The sequence below is a fragment of the Pseudosulfitobacter pseudonitzschiae genome, from assembly GCF_900129395.1.
GTDB lineage: Bacteria > Pseudomonadota > Alphaproteobacteria > Rhodobacterales > Rhodobacteraceae > Pseudosulfitobacter > Pseudosulfitobacter pseudonitzschiae.
The window spans coordinates 90,371-105,179 of the sequence record NZ_FQVP01000007.1 but is presented as its reverse complement, the minus strand read 5'-3'; the positions used below and the strand labels follow the sequence as shown (position 1 = coordinate 105,179).

17 protein-coding genes are annotated in these 14,809 nt (G+C 62.1%); 3 read left to right on the top strand and 14 right to left on the bottom strand.

The features are described from left to right. Nucleotides 1–2: 2 nt before the first annotated feature. Genes BUC08_RS19030 through BUC08_RS19015 form a run of 4 tightly spaced genes read right to left on the bottom strand, consistent with a single transcriptional unit; the run spans nt 3 to nt 2,960 of the window. Nucleotides 3–953: an OmpA family protein gene (locus BUC08_RS19030; RefSeq protein ID WP_234973774.1), complete on the bottom strand. Its 951-nt coding sequence runs from the start codon at nt 951–953 to the stop codon at nt 3–5. Then, nucleotides 950–1,522 (bottom strand): peroxidase-related enzyme, encoded by a 573-nt coding sequence (locus BUC08_RS19025; protein WP_037928471.1) that lies wholly within the window; start codon nt 1,520–1,522, stop codon nt 950–952. The genes BUC08_RS19030 and BUC08_RS19025 overlap by 4 nt, the downstream gene beginning before the upstream one ends. Further along, the gene (locus BUC08_RS19020) at nt 1,519–2,241 is read right to left on the bottom strand and encodes a GNAT family N-acetyltransferase (RefSeq protein WP_037928468.1); all 723 of its coding nucleotides are present in this window, start codon (nt 2,239–2,241) and stop codon (nt 1,519–1,521) included. The genes BUC08_RS19025 and BUC08_RS19020 overlap by 4 nt, the downstream gene beginning before the upstream one ends. Beyond that, the gene (locus BUC08_RS19015) at nt 2,238–2,960 is read right to left on the bottom strand and encodes a competence/damage-inducible protein A (protein ID WP_037928465.1); all 723 of its coding nucleotides are present in this window, start codon (nt 2,958–2,960) and stop codon (nt 2,238–2,240) included. Before BUC08_RS19015 ends, BUC08_RS19020 begins: the two co-directional genes overlap by 4 nt. Before the next feature lie 49 nt (nt 2,961–3,009). Here BUC08_RS19015 and sfsA point away from each other — a divergent pair, with 49 nt between their 5' ends. Continuing rightward, entirely contained in the window at nt 3,010–3,714 is a 705-nt protein-coding gene (gene sfsA / locus BUC08_RS19010; protein WP_037928462.1) for a DNA/RNA nuclease SfsA, read from the top strand. Nucleotides 3,715–3,783: 69 nt separating this feature from the next. Continuing rightward, nucleotides 3,784–4,593 carry a type I methionyl aminopeptidase gene (gene map, locus BUC08_RS19005; protein ID WP_037928459.1) on the top strand — a complete coding sequence of 270 codons (810 nt, stop codon included), beginning with the start codon at nt 3,784–3,786 and terminating at the stop codon, nt 4,591–4,593. A 4-nt stretch (nt 4,594–4,597) separates the two neighbouring features. Here the strand turns inward: map and BUC08_RS19000 are convergent, their stop codons facing one another. The 3 genes from BUC08_RS19000 to BUC08_RS18990 all read right to left on the bottom strand — a co-directional run bounded on the left by BUC08_RS19000 (nt 4,598) and on the right by BUC08_RS18990 (nt 7,278). Beyond that, nucleotides 4,598–5,395: an ABC transporter substrate-binding protein gene (locus tag BUC08_RS19000; RefSeq protein WP_037928457.1), complete on the bottom strand. Its 798-nt coding sequence runs from the start codon at nt 5,393–5,395 to the stop codon at nt 4,598–4,600. Between the two features lie 132 nt (nt 5,396–5,527). Further along, entirely contained in the window at nt 5,528–6,079 is a 552-nt protein-coding gene (gene rsmD, locus BUC08_RS18995; protein ID WP_037928454.1) for a 16S rRNA (guanine(966)-N(2))-methyltransferase RsmD, read from the bottom strand. Beyond that, nucleotides 6,076–7,278: an NAD(P)/FAD-dependent oxidoreductase gene (locus BUC08_RS18990; protein WP_037928449.1), complete on the bottom strand. Its 1,203-nt coding sequence runs from the start codon at nt 7,276–7,278 to the stop codon at nt 6,076–6,078. The genes rsmD and BUC08_RS18990 overlap by 4 nt, the downstream gene beginning before the upstream one ends. A gap of 103 nt (nt 7,279–7,381) precedes the next feature. Between BUC08_RS18990 and BUC08_RS18985 the strand changes: the two genes are divergently transcribed. After that, nucleotides 7,382–7,870 (top strand): peroxiredoxin, encoded by a 489-nt coding sequence (locus BUC08_RS18985; RefSeq protein WP_037928447.1) that lies wholly within the window; start codon nt 7,382–7,384, stop codon nt 7,868–7,870. 102 nt (nt 7,871–7,972) lie between these two features. Here BUC08_RS18985 and BUC08_RS18980 read toward each other — a convergent pair whose 3' ends face one another. The 7 genes from BUC08_RS18980 to BUC08_RS18950 form a co-directional block, all read right to left on the bottom strand. Next, on the bottom strand, nt 7,973–8,824 hold the full coding sequence (locus tag BUC08_RS18980; protein WP_037928444.1) for a mechanosensitive ion channel family protein: 852 nt from the start codon (nt 8,822–8,824) through the stop codon (nt 7,973–7,975). 3 nt (nt 8,825–8,827) lie between these two features. Further along, nucleotides 8,828–9,124 (bottom strand): 4a-hydroxytetrahydrobiopterin dehydratase, encoded by a 297-nt coding sequence (locus tag BUC08_RS18975; RefSeq protein ID WP_037928441.1) that lies wholly within the window; start codon nt 9,122–9,124, stop codon nt 8,828–8,830. After that, nucleotides 9,121–10,308 (bottom strand): GNAT family N-acetyltransferase, encoded by a 1,188-nt coding sequence (locus tag BUC08_RS18970; RefSeq protein WP_037928438.1) that lies wholly within the window; start codon nt 10,306–10,308, stop codon nt 9,121–9,123. The genes BUC08_RS18975 and BUC08_RS18970 overlap by 4 nt, the downstream gene beginning before the upstream one ends. A 71-nt stretch (nt 10,309–10,379) precedes the next feature. Further along, on the bottom strand, nt 10,380–11,147 hold the full coding sequence (locus BUC08_RS18965; RefSeq protein WP_037928437.1) for a glycerophosphodiester phosphodiesterase family protein: 768 nt from the start codon (nt 11,145–11,147) through the stop codon (nt 10,380–10,382). Next, complete coding sequence (locus BUC08_RS18960; RefSeq protein ID WP_037928435.1) at nt 11,144–11,602, bottom strand: RidA family protein; 459 nt, start codon at nt 11,600–11,602, stop codon at nt 11,144–11,146. The genes BUC08_RS18965 and BUC08_RS18960 overlap by 4 nt, the downstream gene beginning before the upstream one ends. Before the next feature lie 136 nt (nt 11,603–11,738). Then, nucleotides 11,739–13,049 (bottom strand): HlyD family type I secretion periplasmic adaptor subunit, encoded by a 1,311-nt coding sequence (locus BUC08_RS18955; protein WP_037928430.1) that lies wholly within the window; start codon nt 13,047–13,049, stop codon nt 11,739–11,741. Continuing rightward, complete coding sequence (locus tag BUC08_RS18950; RefSeq protein ID WP_037928425.1) at nt 13,046–14,782, bottom strand: type I secretion system permease/ATPase; 1,737 nt, start codon at nt 14,780–14,782, stop codon at nt 13,046–13,048. Before BUC08_RS18950 ends, BUC08_RS18955 begins: the two co-directional genes overlap by 4 nt. Nucleotides 14,783–14,809: the final 27 nt, after the last annotated feature.

The following is a 14,809-nucleotide window of genomic DNA, read 5'->3' as shown; positions in this document are numbered from 1 at the left end:
CTTCAGCGTTCTGACAGCAGCACCGCCTCGACACGCCGGTTCTGCTCGCGGCCCCCGGCGGTCAGGTTCGACGCGATCGGTGCGAGATAGCCCATGCCCTCGGCCTGAACCTGCGCCGGGTCAACGTCAAAGGCATCGATCAACCGTTGCCGCACCGCCGCAGCGCGCTGGCGCGACAGGGTGACGTTGACGTCCTGACTGCCAACACTGTCGGTGTGACCGACAACGGCCACGATGATCTCCGGGTGGGCCAGCAGGAAATCCGCCAGGGATTTCAGCGATGCAAACGGCCCCTTGCCCAGCGCCGAGGTGCCAGTGTCGAATTCAAGCCCTTGCAGCACGACATGACCATCCGCAATCAGCTGCGCGTCAAAATCCGTGGCCGCTTCGGGCTCGGCCTGTGGCGTCTGGATCGGTTCGTCCGTGGTCGCAACCGCCTGTTCCGGCTCAAGCGCGCCGGCCTCGATGATCTGCACGAAGGCCGCCGTTGCAGTGGTGGACACCATCAACGTGACAATTCGCGACGGGTCCGACACCGGCCCCTGAACCGCCGTGACAAAGCGATAGGCGCGCATGTTGACCCGCATGTTCGGCGCGGGCAGCACCTCGGTGTTGAACCGGAAATCGAAACCGCCACAGCTGATCTGGTCACAGTCCAGCACAACCTCGAACCCTGCGGATTTCAGTTGCGTGCGCAGCGGCACCAGAACCTGCAATGTCGTCAACCCCGGCGACGCGATCCGCCAGGCCTGACGGCGCACCTCGCCCTCGATGGCCAGTGTCGGCACGCCCGTGCCATAATCAAACGCCCCTGTCGGCGCCAGGTACCTGTCCAGCGTCGTGTTCCGCTCGACCGTTTCGCGGGCGTTCGTGGGCAAGGTCAGCTCAACCGCCCAAACCGGCGCTGTCAGACCCAGCGAGGCCACAGCTATGATCGCGAGACGCAATCTCACCGAAATTGGCTATGATAGGCGTCGTTGGGACGCATGTCGGTCGCGCTGGCCACGCGGTTGGTCATGTTGAAAAAGGCCGCAACCGACGCAATGTCCCAGATGTCGCGGTCACTGAACCCGTGATCACGCAAGGCCTGGCGGTCGGCCTCGGTGATCCTGGCGCTGGCAACGGTCAGGTTCTCGGAAAACGCCAGCATCGCCGCCACGCGCGGTTCCAGATCGGCAGCGCGCCAGTTCATCACCATTTGCTCGCCCAGCATCGGATCACCCGACAGCTGTCGCACGGCAGCGCCATGGGCGGTCAGGCAGTAATAGCATTTGTTGATCGAACTGACGACAACCGCGATCATCTCGCGCTCCAGCTTGGTCAGACCGGAATCGCCCAGCATCAGGTCATTATACAGCGCCGTGAAGCTGTTCAGCTTGTCGATGTCAAATGCATAGGCCTGCAAGACGTTGGGAACCATGCCCAGCTTGTCCTGACACACATCGAAATATTTCTGGGTCGCTGCGGGCAGCGGGTCGACCATCGGCAGGTCCAGCGCGGTGGGTTGTGTCTTGTCGCTCATGATGCGTCCTCCAGATGTCTGTAATGATAGCGCCCGACTTCGACAAAACCGCTTTTTTGATACAGCGCATTCGCCGCCACGTTGGTCGCCACACACAAGACAGACAAGCTGTGCGCGCCATTTTCCTGCGCCCAGAACGCCGCCTTGCGCATCATCCAATCGGCAACGCCCTGGCGGCGCTGATGTTCCAACACCTCGACCGCATGGACCATGCATACACCGTCGTGAATGGCGGCAAAGGCCACGCCCGCGGGCTGTTCGTTCCAGCGTGACAGTATCCCTGTTTTCAACTTGGCGCGTGCCATCACGGCCAGCCTGGCGGGGCCGATGCCCCCCTTGGCCCAGATTTCCTCCATGATCGCCAGCGGCTCCCAAATGGAAAAGGCGGTGACCTTCGGGATCGGCTTGTCGGTCAGCGTCTCAACCGGTGTGATGTACAGCACAACAGGGTCAATCACGACAAACCCGCGCGCCTCCAGCATCGCGTCCAGCGCATCATCACCATCGCGCACCTGAAACAGCGGTTTCTGGTCCAGCTCGGCCAGTCCCGCGATGGCCGTGTCAATGTCGGCCTCGGTCACGGGTCCATTGGCCGAGGCCGCCGAAACACGCTTGCCGCCGCCCTGCCCCTCGCGCAGGGTCCATGGCCCGCAGGAAATGAACCGCGCCGGCGGCCATGTCGCGTCGCATACGTCATAAAGCTGTTGTGCGGTTGTCATGCCGGAAACGCCGCATCAAGTTTCGCCATGGCTTCGTCCAGCAACGCCGCATCGGTGCCGCGCAGCACGATGTTCGCGCCGTAACGTCCATCCTTCTGGAATGGATAAGAGCCAATCGACAGCGCCGGATAGGCCTGCGCCAGTTCCCCCAGGGGACCGGCAATGTCGCCTTCGCCACGATCAATGCGCCGCGTGCGGCTGATCAGGGGGGCGCCGCCCGTCAGGGTTGGCAGGATGCTTTCCACCATGGCCTGAAACACCGCCGGCACACCCGCCATCACATGCACGTTCTCCATGGTAAAGCCGGGGGCCACCGACACCGGGTTCTCGATCAGCGTCGCACCATCGGGAATGCGGGCCATACGCTGCCGTGCGGCGTTGAATTCTGTTCCCTGCCGGTCGTAATGCGCCTGAAGCAACGCCCGCGCATCGTCGCGCACGTCGATGTGCACACCAAAGGCCGCAGCGATGCAATCGGCAGTGATATCGTCATGGGTCGGACCGATCCCGCCGCTGGTGAACACGTGATCATAGGCTCCCGACAACGCCTTGACCGCCCCCGTGATCGCCTCTGCATCATCGCTGACCACACGCACTTCGCACAGGTTGATCCCGCGTTCGGTCAGCCGTCCGGCCAGATGATACATGTTGCTGTCGCGGGTGCGCCCCGACAGGATCTCGTCGCCGATCACCAGCATGGCTGCGGTTGGTTGTGTCATCCGGGTGGTTCCCTTAAGCCTGTGTTGCCCAAGGTATAGGCCCGCCCACATGCGCTTTCAAACCCAACTTGTTCCGGCCCGGCTGATCCGGCGATATAAACGCTTTCTTGCCGATTGTGTGCTGGAGGACGGCACCGAGGTGACCGCCCATTGCGCCAATCCCGGCTCGATGATGGGACTGGCCGAACCGGGTATGAAAATTTGGCTTGAACCCAATGACGACCCCAGGAAAAAGCTGAAATTCGGCTGGCGGCTGGTCGATCACGAGAACGGGCATTTCACCGGCGTCGACACGTCGGTGCCGAACCGCGCCCTACGCACCGCGCTTGAGACCCAAGCCATCGCGCCGCTCGCCGCCTACACCACTTGCCGCGCCGAAGTGAAATACGGCACCAACAGCCGCATCGACTTTCTGCTTGGCGCACCGGGCCTGCCCGACGCCTATGTCGAGGTCAAATCGGTGACCCTGAACCGCCAGCCCGGACTGGCCGAGTTTCCCGACAGCGTCACCGCGCGCGGGGCCAAACATCTGGCCGAACTGACCCGCATGGCGCAGGACGGCCATCGCGCCATAATGCTGTATCTGGTGCAGCGCACCGACTGCAGCCGCTTTTCACTGGCGGATGACATCGACCCGACCTATGCGGCAGCCTACGCCACCGCACGTCACGCAGGGGTGGAAACCCTGTGTATCGGCACCCATATTACACCCCAAGCTATCACGATTGCTCAACCTTTAGCGCTAGACATGTAAGCAAGACTGGCAATTTTGCTGCACCTGCATTATAATTGTGGAAACAACCAAGGCCAACGGAGACTTCTGTTGAAACAAGAAAACCGGGGCCGTCTGACCAAGGACGGCATACGCATCTACGATCCGTCCGATTCCGCAGGCATGTACGCCGCCGGCGCATTGGCCTCGCGCATTCTTGACGCGATGTCCGAACACGTCTTTCCCGGCCAGACAACAGCCCAGATTGACCGGATCATCACCGACATGGTCGATGCGGCCGGCGCCAAATCGGCAACCATCGGTTACAAAGGCTACGAACACGCAAGCTGTATCAGCGTGAACCACGTGGTGTGCCACGGCATCCCGGGTGACAAGACGCTGAAGGATGGTGACATCCTGAACATCGACGTGACCGTGATCGTCGACGGCTGGTTCGGCGACACCAGCCGCATGTACGTCGCCGGCAAACTGCCCCGCAAGGCCGAACGCCTGATCCAGGTCACCCACGACGCGCTGATGCGGGGGATTGATGCGGTCAAGCCGGGCAACACCTTTGGCGACATCGGCCACGCCATCCAAAGCTTTGTCGAGGCGCACCGCATGTCGGTGGTCCGCGATTTCTGCGGTCACGGGCTGGGCCGCGTGTTCCATGCGCCGCCCAATGTGCTGCACTATGGTCGTCCGGGCACAGGCGCGCGGCTGGAACCGGGCATGTTCTTCACGATTGAACCCATGGTGAACCTGGGCCGCGCCGAGACCAAGACGCTGGCCGACGACTGGACCGCCGTGACACGCGACAAATCGCTGTCGGCCCAGTTCGAGCATTCGGTGGGTGTGACGGAAACCGGGGTCGAGATTTTCACCCTGTCCGAAGCGGGCAAGTTTCACCCGACCTACTAAACCCTCACTCGGCGTTAAAGGTGAACAGCGGCTGTCCCTCGATGGTATAGCCGTTGATCAGCTCTGCCGCCTGCGCACCGGTCAGCCAACGCTCGACCCGATCCGCCAGATCACGGGCCACATGCGGATGGCGCTCGGGGTTTACCGGAACGAAAGTGTACTGGTTGAACAACACCGGATCGCCCGAGAACAGCAGGGCCAGTTCGGTTTTGCCCCCGAATTGCAGCCAGCTTTGGCGGTCCATCAGGATATAACCCTCGCGGTCCACAGCGGCGGTCAGGCCGGCCTTGGGTCCGGCATTCGCCATCGCGTACCAGTTGGGAAATTGCTGCGGCATCAGCCCCGCGTCGGCCCAAAGCGCCTGTTCCTTTTTGTACAGGTCGCTGTCATCGTCCATGCTGACAAACTGACGTTCGCTCTTGGCGATGCGTTGCAACGCTTCGGTCACGGAAACCGATTGCGCAATGCCCGCATAGTCGTCGATTGGTCCAAGCAAGACGAAATCATCGTACATAATCTTACGACAATGTGTACCAAACCCGGCCGCGACAAAGGTTTCCTCATCCCTTTGGCCCTGAATCAGGAGCGCGTCCACCTGCCCCGTCTCGCCCCATGCCAGCGTATTTTCCGTGTCGCCCACCATCAACTCAACGTCGATGCCGGTGCCCAGTTTCAGCGCAGGCAACAGAACATCAGGCAAACCGGACGCTGCAAAGGACGTGGTCACCGCCAGCTTCAAGGTTTCGGCCTGCGCGGCACAGGCCGTCAGCACCAAAGCCAGCGCGGCGAGTAGTCGGGTCATGCTGCAACGTTCCTTGAGCGAGGAGTCTGAGTGGTGGGGGCTAACCCTCTTGGGTGGCACCTGCAAGGGCCAGTAAGTGTTGATCTATTTCCTTATGCAGCATGAATTCCGCTTGTCACGCAAGTGTGCGCGTTAACCCTTTTCCAGCAGCGTCACGTGGGTGTCGCCGAAACGGCGTGCGTCCACCTGGAAAAATCCCGGCGGCGGAGGCATCGGCGCGTTCTCTTCCCAGACCACGCAGGCTCCCTTGGCGATCCAGCCACCGGCCACGGCAGAGCGCAGGGCGCTGTCGCCCATGCCCTTGCCATAGGGCGGATCAAGGAACACCAGGTCAAAGGGGGCAGCGATCCACGCACCCAGCCGCGTGGCATCATTGCGCATCAGCGTGGCGGTGTCCTCGGCGTGCAGTTTCTTGATGTTCTCGGTGATCAACTGCTGCCCGACACGGCCATTCTCAACCAGCACCGCCTGCACAGCACCACGTGACAGGGCCTCGAGCGCCAGTGCACCGGTGCCTGCAAACAGGTCCAGCGCCCGCGCGCCGTTGATCACGCCCCGGCTGGTCAGGATCGAAAACAGGCTTTCGCGCACACGGTCGGACGTTGGCCGCAAATGCGCGCCGGTGTCGCCCTTGCCCACATGGGCCAGCGCCGTGCCGCGCCATGTGCCTGCGATGATCCTCATGCCTGCAACAGCGGTTTCAGGTCGGCATCAGGGTCGGCCACGATGGCAGGGTCTGCGGTCTTGCCCGCCTCGATCAGCCGCTTGCCGATCATATAGGCGCGTGGATCGTTGGCCGCATCCACCGCCAAAAGCTGATCGCCCAGATAGTACCAGAATGACACCGCATCACCGCTGTTGCGGGTCACCACGCGGTCATAGCCCACATTCAGCCCGGCAATTTGCAGTTTCACATCGTATTGGTCCGACCAGAACCACGGCTTTGCCACGTATTCCTTGTCGGCCCCCATGATGTTCTCGGCCACCACCTCGGCCTGATCAATGGCGTTGGGCACGCTTTCCAGCCGGATACGGTTGCCGCGATAGGGGAAGGAAGCGCAATCGCCCGCGGCCCAGATATGCGAATCGGAGGTGCGGCCATGCGCATCGACCTTGATGCCGTTGTCCATCGCCACCCCAGCCGCTTCGGCCAGCGCCGAGGCGGGCGCGATACCGACGCCGACGATCACGAAATCAACCTCGATCTCGCTGCCGTCGGTCAGCCGCGCACCACGCACAGCCCCCTCGCCCAGCAGCCGGTCCAGACCGACGCCTTCGCGAATATCGACGCCGTGACCGGCGTGAAGGGAGCGGAAATAATCGCTGGTCTCCGGCGATGCCACCCGTTGCAAAATACGGTCGGCCATCTCGACCAGGGTCACCTGCAACCCCAGCTTGGAGGCCACAGCCGCAGCCTCGAGGCCGATATAGCCGCCGCCCACGATCAGCACCCGTGCACCCGCGGTAAAGCGCGGTGCCATGCTGTCCACGTCCATCAGATCACGCACGGTGCAGACGCCGTCCAAGGTGCCGCCAATGGCAGCGGGCAAGCGGCGCGGGTCTGACCCGGTGGTCAGAACAAGCTGGTCATAATGCAGCACCTCGCCCGGCACGGTCACGGTTTGTGCAACGGGATCAATCGCCTCGACCCGGACGCCCATGCGCAGGTCGATGTTGTTCTCGGCGTAAAAACTCTCGGGACGCAGGAACATCCGTTCCAATGTCATATCGCCCAGCAGGTACCCCTTGGACAATGGCGGACGCTGGTAGGGCGGCACGCTTTCTGCGCCGATCAATGTCACCTGACCCTCAAAGCCGCCATTGCGCAGCTTGGCCACACAGGATGATCCGGCTTGACCGGCTCCAATAACAATCACGTGCATACAGATCCCTTCCCTGACATTTCGGGCGAATTTGATAGCCCAAGTCCCTGTCGGACCCTATATCGGGTAACGACGACAACACAATTCCCGAAAGGAGCCTAAAATGGCACTCTCTCAAGGCGACCAGCTGCCCGACGCAACTTTGGTGCAAATGGGGGCCGAAGGTCCCGCCCCGGTCAATCTGGCCGACAAGATCAAAGGCCGCAAAGTGGTAATTTTTGCCGTTCCGGGCGCATTCACCCCCACCTGCCATTCGGCCCACGTGCCGTCGTTCATCCGCACAAAGGACCAGTTCGACGCCAAGGGCGTGGACGAAATCATTTGCGTGTCGGTCAACGATCCTTTCGTGATGAAAGCCTGGGGCGAAGCCACCGGCGCCACCGCTGCTGGCATCACCATGCTGTCGGACGCAAGCAGCGAATTCACCAAGGCCATCGGCATGAACTTTGACGCGCCGCCCGCCGGCCTGATCGCGCGGTCCAAACGCTATGCGATGCTGGTCGACGACGGCAAGGTGACCCTGTTCCAGGCCGAAGAAAACTCCGGCGTCTGTGACGTTTCCGGCGGCGAAGGCCTGTTGGACAGCATGTAAAGGTAATCCATGGGTTACCCTCGACGCAGGTCACCCATGGGTTACCCCAACGCAAAAGGCCCCCGCGCAACGGGGGCCTTTTTCATGTCAGCATTGCCGTGCCTATTCTGCAGCCGCCTGATAAATGGTGCGCGTGGGGAACGGAATATCGACGCCCTTGGCGTCCAGCGCTTCCTTGACCTTGCGGTTCATGTCGTTGGTAAAGGCAAAGTAATCCGACGCATTGCACCACACCCGCACCCGGAAATCGACCGAGCTGTCGCCCAGGTTGCCGACCTGAATGAACGGTTCGGGTTCTTTGTGCGCGCGCGGATCGGCCATGATGGTGTCGCGGATCGTCTCCTCGGCATCCTTCAGGTTCGCACCATAGCCCACCCCGAAATACCATTCGGCACGGCGGGTGGGATAGACCGAGTAATTCTCGATCACGTTGCCCCAGACTTCCTTGTTCGGGATGATCACCTGGGTGTTTGACAGGCTGGCCAGTTCGGTAAAGTTCAGCGTCACGTCCTTGACCGTGCCCATTTGCCCCGCCACATCGACGAAATCACCGATTTTCAGCGGGCGGAACAGGATCAGCATGACCCCCGCCGCCACATTCGACAGCGTGCCCTGCAAGGCCAGGCCAATCGCCAGACCGGCCGCACCGACCGCGGCGACAATCGACGTGGTCTGGATGCCGAAGGTGTTCAGCACGATCAGCATCGTAAAGCCGATAATGACGTATTGGACGATCGAGCCCAGGAAGTTGAACAGCGTGTTGTCCAGATGCGCGTGCGCCGTGCCGATCTTGCGCACACGGCTGCCCAGCCATGCGGCAATGACCCAGCCGACAATGATGATGACAATCGCCCCGACAACCGATCCGGCAATCGACGCCAGCATGTTCAGTGTCAGGAAATCGGCAATCGTGTTGCCGCCAAAAATCTCGGTATTCATTAAATCTTGAAACATAGCTTATCCTGCGAGGCTGTCCATTTTACGCGCCAGCTTGACGTCCAATGTGCTGAGACCGTCAACATCATGCGTGGTCAGCACCACGTTAACAGTATTGTACGTGTTATCCCACTCGGGGTGGTGATCCCATTTTTCAGCCCAGAACGCGGCGCGGGTCATCCAGCCGAAAGCATCTGCGAAATCGTTGAACTTGAATGTCTTGGCGATGGCATCGCGACCTTCGACCATCTCCCATCCGGTTTCCTTCAACGGCGCAAGCAATGTCTTGCGGGTCTCGGTGCTTAATTTTTCAGTCATTCCTGTTCCTCGATTTGTATTTTCTTGAACGGGCCGTAATCCGTCAGAATCTCGATCTCTTCGGCCACGGCTTCGCCTTCGGCCTTTAGATAGGACGCTATGGCGTCAGAGAAACCCGGGTCCCCCACCCAATGCAGCGAATGGGTCTGTGTCGGCAGATACCCCCGCGCCAGTTTGTGTTCGCCCTGCGCGCCGGCCTCGACCGTGTTCAGCCCCTGGGCGATGGCGATGTCGATGGCCTGATAGTAACACAGCTCGAAGTGCAGACAGGGGTGATGCTCTGTGCAGCCCCAATAGCGGCCATAAAGCGCGTGTGCGCCGATGAAATTCAGCGCGCCTGCCACATATGCCCCGTCGCGCCGTGCCAGCACCAGATAGATGTCGTCACGCAGATGCGCCTGCGCCTGGTTGAAGAAATCCCGCGTCAGATAGGGTGTGCCCCATTTGCGCGCGCCGGTGTCCTGATAGAATTCCCAGAAGGCATCCCAATGGTGCGGCTGGATCGCGTCGCCCGTCAGCACCTCGATCTCGCCGCCAAAATCCTGCGCCTGCGCGCGTTCCTTGCGGATGTTCTTGCGCTTGCGGCTGGACAGGGTCGCCAGGAAATCGTCAAAGCTGGCATAGCCGTCGTTGTGCCAGTGAAATTGCTGCGTAACCCTGCGCATCAGACCCATTTCAACGCCCAGCTCGGCCTCGGCTTCGGTGCAGAATGTGGCGTGCAGGGTCGAGATGCCGTTGCTCTGCGCCAGTTGCACGGCACCCTGAACCAAAGCGGCAAACCCCGCCTCGGCAAAGTCGGGATGCACCAGAAACCGCCGCCCGGTGGCGGGTGTATGTGGCACCGCGATCTGGAGTTTCGGGTAATAGCGCCCGCCTGCCCGCTCGTAGGCATGGGCCCAGTTGTGGTCAAAGATGTATTCGCCCTGGCTGTGCGATTTGACGTACATGGGCGCGCAGCCGATCACCTGACCGCCGATGGATGCCACAAGGTATTGCGGCTGCCATCCGGTGCCGGTGCCGACAGACCGGCTGTCTTCCAGCGCCCGCAGGAATCGGTAGGTCGTGAACGGATCGTTCGGCCGTTCGCCGTCCACAGCCTCGGGACAGGCGCAGGCGTCCCACGCCGCGGCGTCGATCTGTGCCAGCGTGGGTACGACCCTGATCTCTACCTCTTGCCCGTCCATGTCCGCCTAACTCTTGTTCTTGCCGTGGTGGGTTCGGCCACAGGTTCTATGTGTGGTGCGATGACGCCGGATCAACCTTTCAGGCGCGGCAGATACTGCTCAAAGGTCACGTTCTGCGCCACGCGGCGGGCCTCGGCCTCGGCTTCCGGGGTGCGGATCGTCCAGCACAGCACATCCGCACCGGCGGCCTTCAACGCGGCGACGCGGGGGCGATGCAGATCCTCGGCCTCGTGGCTGATGAAACAGGCACCAACGCGGGCGTAATCCGGTATGTCGCGCAACCGCTCGCACACCGCGAGGCTCAGCGGCCACTCCTCGGGGGTATAGGCGCTGGTCACCAGCCCGCGTGGCACATCCGGCAGAGCCTCTGCCATGCGCGCCACGGAATGGGGGTTGAATGACATCACCGCCACCGGGCCGCGATAGCCGCGCAACTCCTTTGCCGCCGCGTCCTCCAGCGGCCCCACATCGGGGCCCATTGCGCCGTCCTGGTCCTTGATCTCGATCAGCAACGGCACACGGCCCGCGACGATCTCCAACACTTCGGCCAGATCGGGAATGCCCTCGTCCGAGCCACGCAAGACCGTCCGCCCCAGCATCGCCGCATCGCACAGGCGCAGCGGCCCGCTGGCCTCGGCCAACCGGTCCAGCGCATAGTCGTGGAACACCATCGCACGGCCATCGGCGCTCAGTTGCAGGTCGATTTCGATGCCATAGCCATGAGCAATCGCCGCGCGGATCGCCGCGCGGCTGTTTTCGGGGCGGCCATCGGCCACATCATGCAGGGCCCGATGCGCAATCGGCACGGTCAGAAACCCCTGCGGCAGTCGCATGGTCATTTGACCTGAAAGATGCCTTCGATCTCGACTGCCACGCCCAGGGGCAAGGACGCCGCCGAAACCGCCGAACGCGAGTGCCGCCCTGCATCGCCCAGTGCTTCGACCAGGAAATCCGATGCGCCGTTGACCACTTTGGGCTGTTCGGTGAACTCTGGCGTCGAATTGACAAATGCGGTCAGCTTGACCACCCGCACCAGACGGTCGATGTCGCCGCCGCACGCCGCCTTGACCTGCGCCAACAGGCTGATCGCGCAGGTCCGCGCCGCAGCAGCGCCCGCCTCCACATCCATATCCGCGCCCAGCTTGCCGGTGATGAACCCATCAGGCCCGTTGGAAATCTGACCCGACACGTAAACCATATCGCCCACCTGAACAAAGGGCACATAGTTCGCCGCAGGGGCCGGTGCATTCGGCAGTTCCACACCCAGGTCTGCCAGTTTCTTTGCAAAGCTCATCGCGTTCTCCAATGCTGATTTTCGCCGCGACGCTAGTCCTTCGCCCGCAAAAGCAAAAGGCCCAAAGCTTCATCTTGCCGGATAAACTCCGCGGGACCGCGCGCATCGTCGGGGGGCTGGCCCCCGTTTGCAACGCTCAGGTCTCGCGGAAGGCCCGTTTGAAATAGTCGGCAAAGGGTTTGATCAGGTAGGCCATCGGGGTGCGGTCGGCGGTGCGGATGAAAGTCTCGACCGGCATGCCGGGGATCAACACGTCACCTTCTTTCAGCTTGGTCAACTCGCCCGGGTTCAGCGTGATCTCGGCGCGGTAATAGGTCCGTCCCAACGTTTCATCCTCGAAGGCGTCGGCAGAGATCAACGCCACCTCGCCCACCAGTTCGGGGGTGTTGCGCTGGTCCAGTGCGCTAAGCCGCAGGTTGACCTGCTGGCCCACGTGCACCTCGTCGATGTGGATCGGGTCCACCTGTGCCACGATCACCAATGGCCGATCCTGCGGGATCAGGAACAGCACGGGATCGGCGCCACGGATCACCGAGCGCGGTGTCTGGACCCGCATCGCATAGACGATCCCGGACACCGGCGCGCGAATTTGCAGCTTGTCGATGTCCTGCAACAGGGACGCGCGCTGTTCCACCAGTTCCAGCTCGCGGTAGCGCAGATCGCGCAGGCGGGTGATCGCCTCTTCGCGCCGCGCGGCACCCAGCTTGAGCACCTCAAGGTCAATCTCGGTGATGCGCCCTTCGGCCTGTGCCTTGCTGGCCGCGAGTTCGCCCAATTGTCCGTCCAGGCTGGCCTGTTGACGTTGCAGCGCCAGAACCCGCGTGGCCTGTGCCAGCCCCTTTTCAAGCAGCGCCTGCTGACTGGCCAGCTCTTCCTCGATAAAGCCCAGTTGTAGCGCCAGTGCCTTTTCCTGCGCTTCGATCCCGTCAATCTGATTCTGGATCTGGCCCTGACGTTTTTGCAATTGCTCGGTCTCACCGGCCACGCTGTCGCGGCGGGCAAAGAACAGGTTGCGCTGGCCGCTGATCAATTCTTCCAGATCGGGGTTGCCTGCGCCCGCCTGCATCAACTCTTCTTCAAAGACCACTTCGTCTGTCTGGTCGCGCTCGGCCTCCAGCCGCCCGCGCCGCGCCATCAGTTCGTAAAGCTGGCCTTCGATGATCGCCAGTTGCGACTGCGCCTGCCGGTCATCCAGCGCCAGCAGCAGATCGCCCGCTTTGACGGTGTCGCCTTCCTGTACGGCGATTTCGGCGACAACACCGCCGGTCGGGTGCTGTACGATCTGGCGGTTGCGGTCGACCTCGATCCGGCCCGAAGCGATGATCGCCCCGGCGATGTTGGTTTGCGTCGCCCACAGGGCAAAACCACCGAACAAGACGATCAGGCCGAACAGGCCGAACAGAACCGGGGCGCGTGCGCTCCATGCTTTTTCCGTGGCCTCGGTCATGCGATTCCTCCCGCGCGGCGGGGTGCCTGCGTGATTTGCTGGTGGTTCTGGACGTTCGACCGCAGAACTTCGTCCTTGGGACCGAATGCCACGCGCATCCCCTGATCCAGGATCAGCAGCATTTCGCATTCTTCAATAGCAGAAGGCCGGTGCGCCATGATCATGATCGACCGCCCGTCCGCCTTCATCGCGCGGATGGCGCGGTTCAGCGCCTCGGTGCCGTCGTTGTCGAGGTTCGAGTTCGGCTCGTCCAGCACCATGATCACCGGATCGGCATAAAGCGCACGGGCCAGCCCGATGCGCTGGATCTGGCCGCCTGACAGGCGCTGCTGGCCTGCGTTGATGCGGGTGTCATAGCCTTCCGGAAATTCCAGGATCATCTCGTGGGCATCCGCCTTTTTGGCGGCGGCCACCACGGCGGCATCATCGGGCACCTCGGCCAGACGGGCGATGTTTTCGGCAATGGTGCCATCAAACAACTGCACCCGCTGCGGCAGGTATCCGATATGCTGGCCCAGAACGTCAGGATCGTATTGATCCAGCGCGGCGCTGTCCAAACGGATCGACCCGCCCGCAGGCCGCCACACGCCGGTCACACAGCGCGCCAGCGTCGATTTACCGGCACCCGAAGGCCCGATCACGCCCAGCGCCTCACCCGGCTTCAGCTCGAAGTTCAGGCCGCGCAACGATGCCTGCTTTTCGCCCGGCGGCACCACGGTCAGCGATTTGGCCACAAGCCGCGCCTTTGGTTTTGGCAATGCGGTGCGCGGCTGCTCGGGCTGGACCGTGCCCAGAAGCTCGGCCAGGTTGTCCCAGCCCTTTGACGCACGCTGGACCAGCGACCACTGGTTCAGCATCATCTCGATCGGCGCGAGCGCCCGTCCCAGCAGGATCGAACCCGCGATCATCGCACCGGCCGTCATTTCGTTCTGTAGCACCAGATAAGCCCCCAGACCCAGCATCGCGCTTTGCAGGAACAGGCGCAGGGTTTTGGTCATCGAGGTAAACGTACCGCCCACATCGGTTGCCGCGATCTGTTCCTGCAAGGCGCGGGTCCGCGTCTTGGACCAGCGGGTAAAGGCGGCATCGCGCATGCCCATGGCCTGTACCATCTCGGCCTCGATCCGAAGCTGGTCCGACATCGACCCGGCTTGCTGGCCCGCGATACCGGCGCGCAGTTGCGGTTCACGCGACAGCCACTGGTTCAGGAATGCGATGATGATCAGCAGCACGCCGCCGCCCACCGCCAGCCAGCCCAGCATAGGGTGGAACATGAAAATCCCGGCCATAAAGATCGGTGTCCAGGGCAGGTCAAAAAACGCGATGAGAACCGGAGACGTCAGGAACCGTTGCACGGCTTCCAGATCGGCAAGGCCGGATTGGGTTTGCAGGTCGGGTGCCACGGCGGATTTGCGCACCACGGCATCGAACACGCGACGGTCCAGCCGCATCTGGAATCGTGCGCCAACGCGGGCCATGATCCGGCTGCGGGTGTAGTCCAGAATGCCCATGACGCCATAGAGGAAAAGAACCAGCAGCGACAACGCGATCAGCGTCGCCTCGGAGCGGCTGCCCAGCACGCGGTCATAGACCGAAAGCATGTAAAGTGGCCCCGTGAGCATCAGCAGGTTGGCAAACAGACTGAACACACCCACCAGCCAATACAGGCTTCGGCTTTCGGAACGGGCACGCCGCAGTTCGGCCACCCCAAGTTTCTGGACCCGGTTTTGCATCGGCACCTTTTCGCCTGATATACGGCG

Excerpts from the sequence above, each read along its gene's own strand:
- BUC08_RS19025 (WP_037928471.1), bottom strand. The coding sequence starts at position 1,522 with ATGAGCGACAAGACACAACCCACCGCGCTGGACCTGCCGATGGTCGAC.
- BUC08_RS19000 (WP_037928457.1), bottom strand. The coding sequence starts at position 5,395 with ATGACCCGACTACTCGCCGCGCTGGCTTTGGTGCTGACGGCCTGTGCC.
- BUC08_RS18955 (WP_037928430.1), bottom strand. The coding sequence starts at position 13,049 with ATGACCGAGGCCACGGAAAAAGCATGGAGCGCACGCGCCCCGGTTCTG.
- BUC08_RS18960 (WP_037928435.1), bottom strand. The coding sequence starts at position 11,602 with ATGAGCTTTGCAAAGAAACTGGCAGACCTGGGTGTGGAACTGCCGAAT.
- BUC08_RS18980 (WP_037928444.1), bottom strand. The coding sequence starts at position 8,824 with ATGTTTCAAGATTTAATGAATACCGAGATTTTTGGCGGCAACACGATT.
- BUC08_RS18970 (WP_037928438.1), bottom strand. The coding sequence starts at position 10,308 with ATGGACGGGCAAGAGGTAGAGATCAGGGTCGTACCCACGCTGGCACAG.
- BUC08_RS18975 (WP_037928441.1), bottom strand. The coding sequence starts at position 9,124 with ATGACTGAAAAATTAAGCACCGAGACCCGCAAGACATTGCTTGCGCCG.
- sfsA (WP_037928462.1), top strand. The coding sequence starts at position 3,010 with ATGCGCTTTCAAACCCAACTTGTTCCGGCCCGGCTGATCCGGCGATAT.
- BUC08_RS18990 (WP_037928449.1), bottom strand. The coding sequence starts at position 7,278 with ATGCACGTGATTGTTATTGGAGCCGGTCAAGCCGGATCATCCTGTGTG.
- BUC08_RS18950 (WP_037928425.1), bottom strand. The coding sequence starts at position 14,782 with ATGCAAAACCGGGTCCAGAAACTTGGGGTGGCCGAACTGCGGCGTGCC.
- BUC08_RS18965 (WP_037928437.1), bottom strand. The coding sequence starts at position 11,147 with ATGACCATGCGACTGCCGCAGGGGTTTCTGACCGTGCCGATTGCGCAT.
- BUC08_RS18985 (WP_037928447.1), top strand. The coding sequence starts at position 7,382 with ATGGCACTCTCTCAAGGCGACCAGCTGCCCGACGCAACTTTGGTGCAA.
- rsmD (WP_037928454.1), bottom strand. The coding sequence starts at position 6,079 with ATGAGGATCATCGCAGGCACATGGCGCGGCACGGCGCTGGCCCATGTG.
- BUC08_RS19015 (WP_037928465.1), bottom strand. The coding sequence starts at position 2,960 with ATGACACAACCAACCGCAGCCATGCTGGTGATCGGCGACGAGATCCTG.
- BUC08_RS19020 (WP_037928468.1), bottom strand. The coding sequence starts at position 2,241 with ATGACAACCGCACAACAGCTTTATGACGTATGCGACGCGACATGGCCG.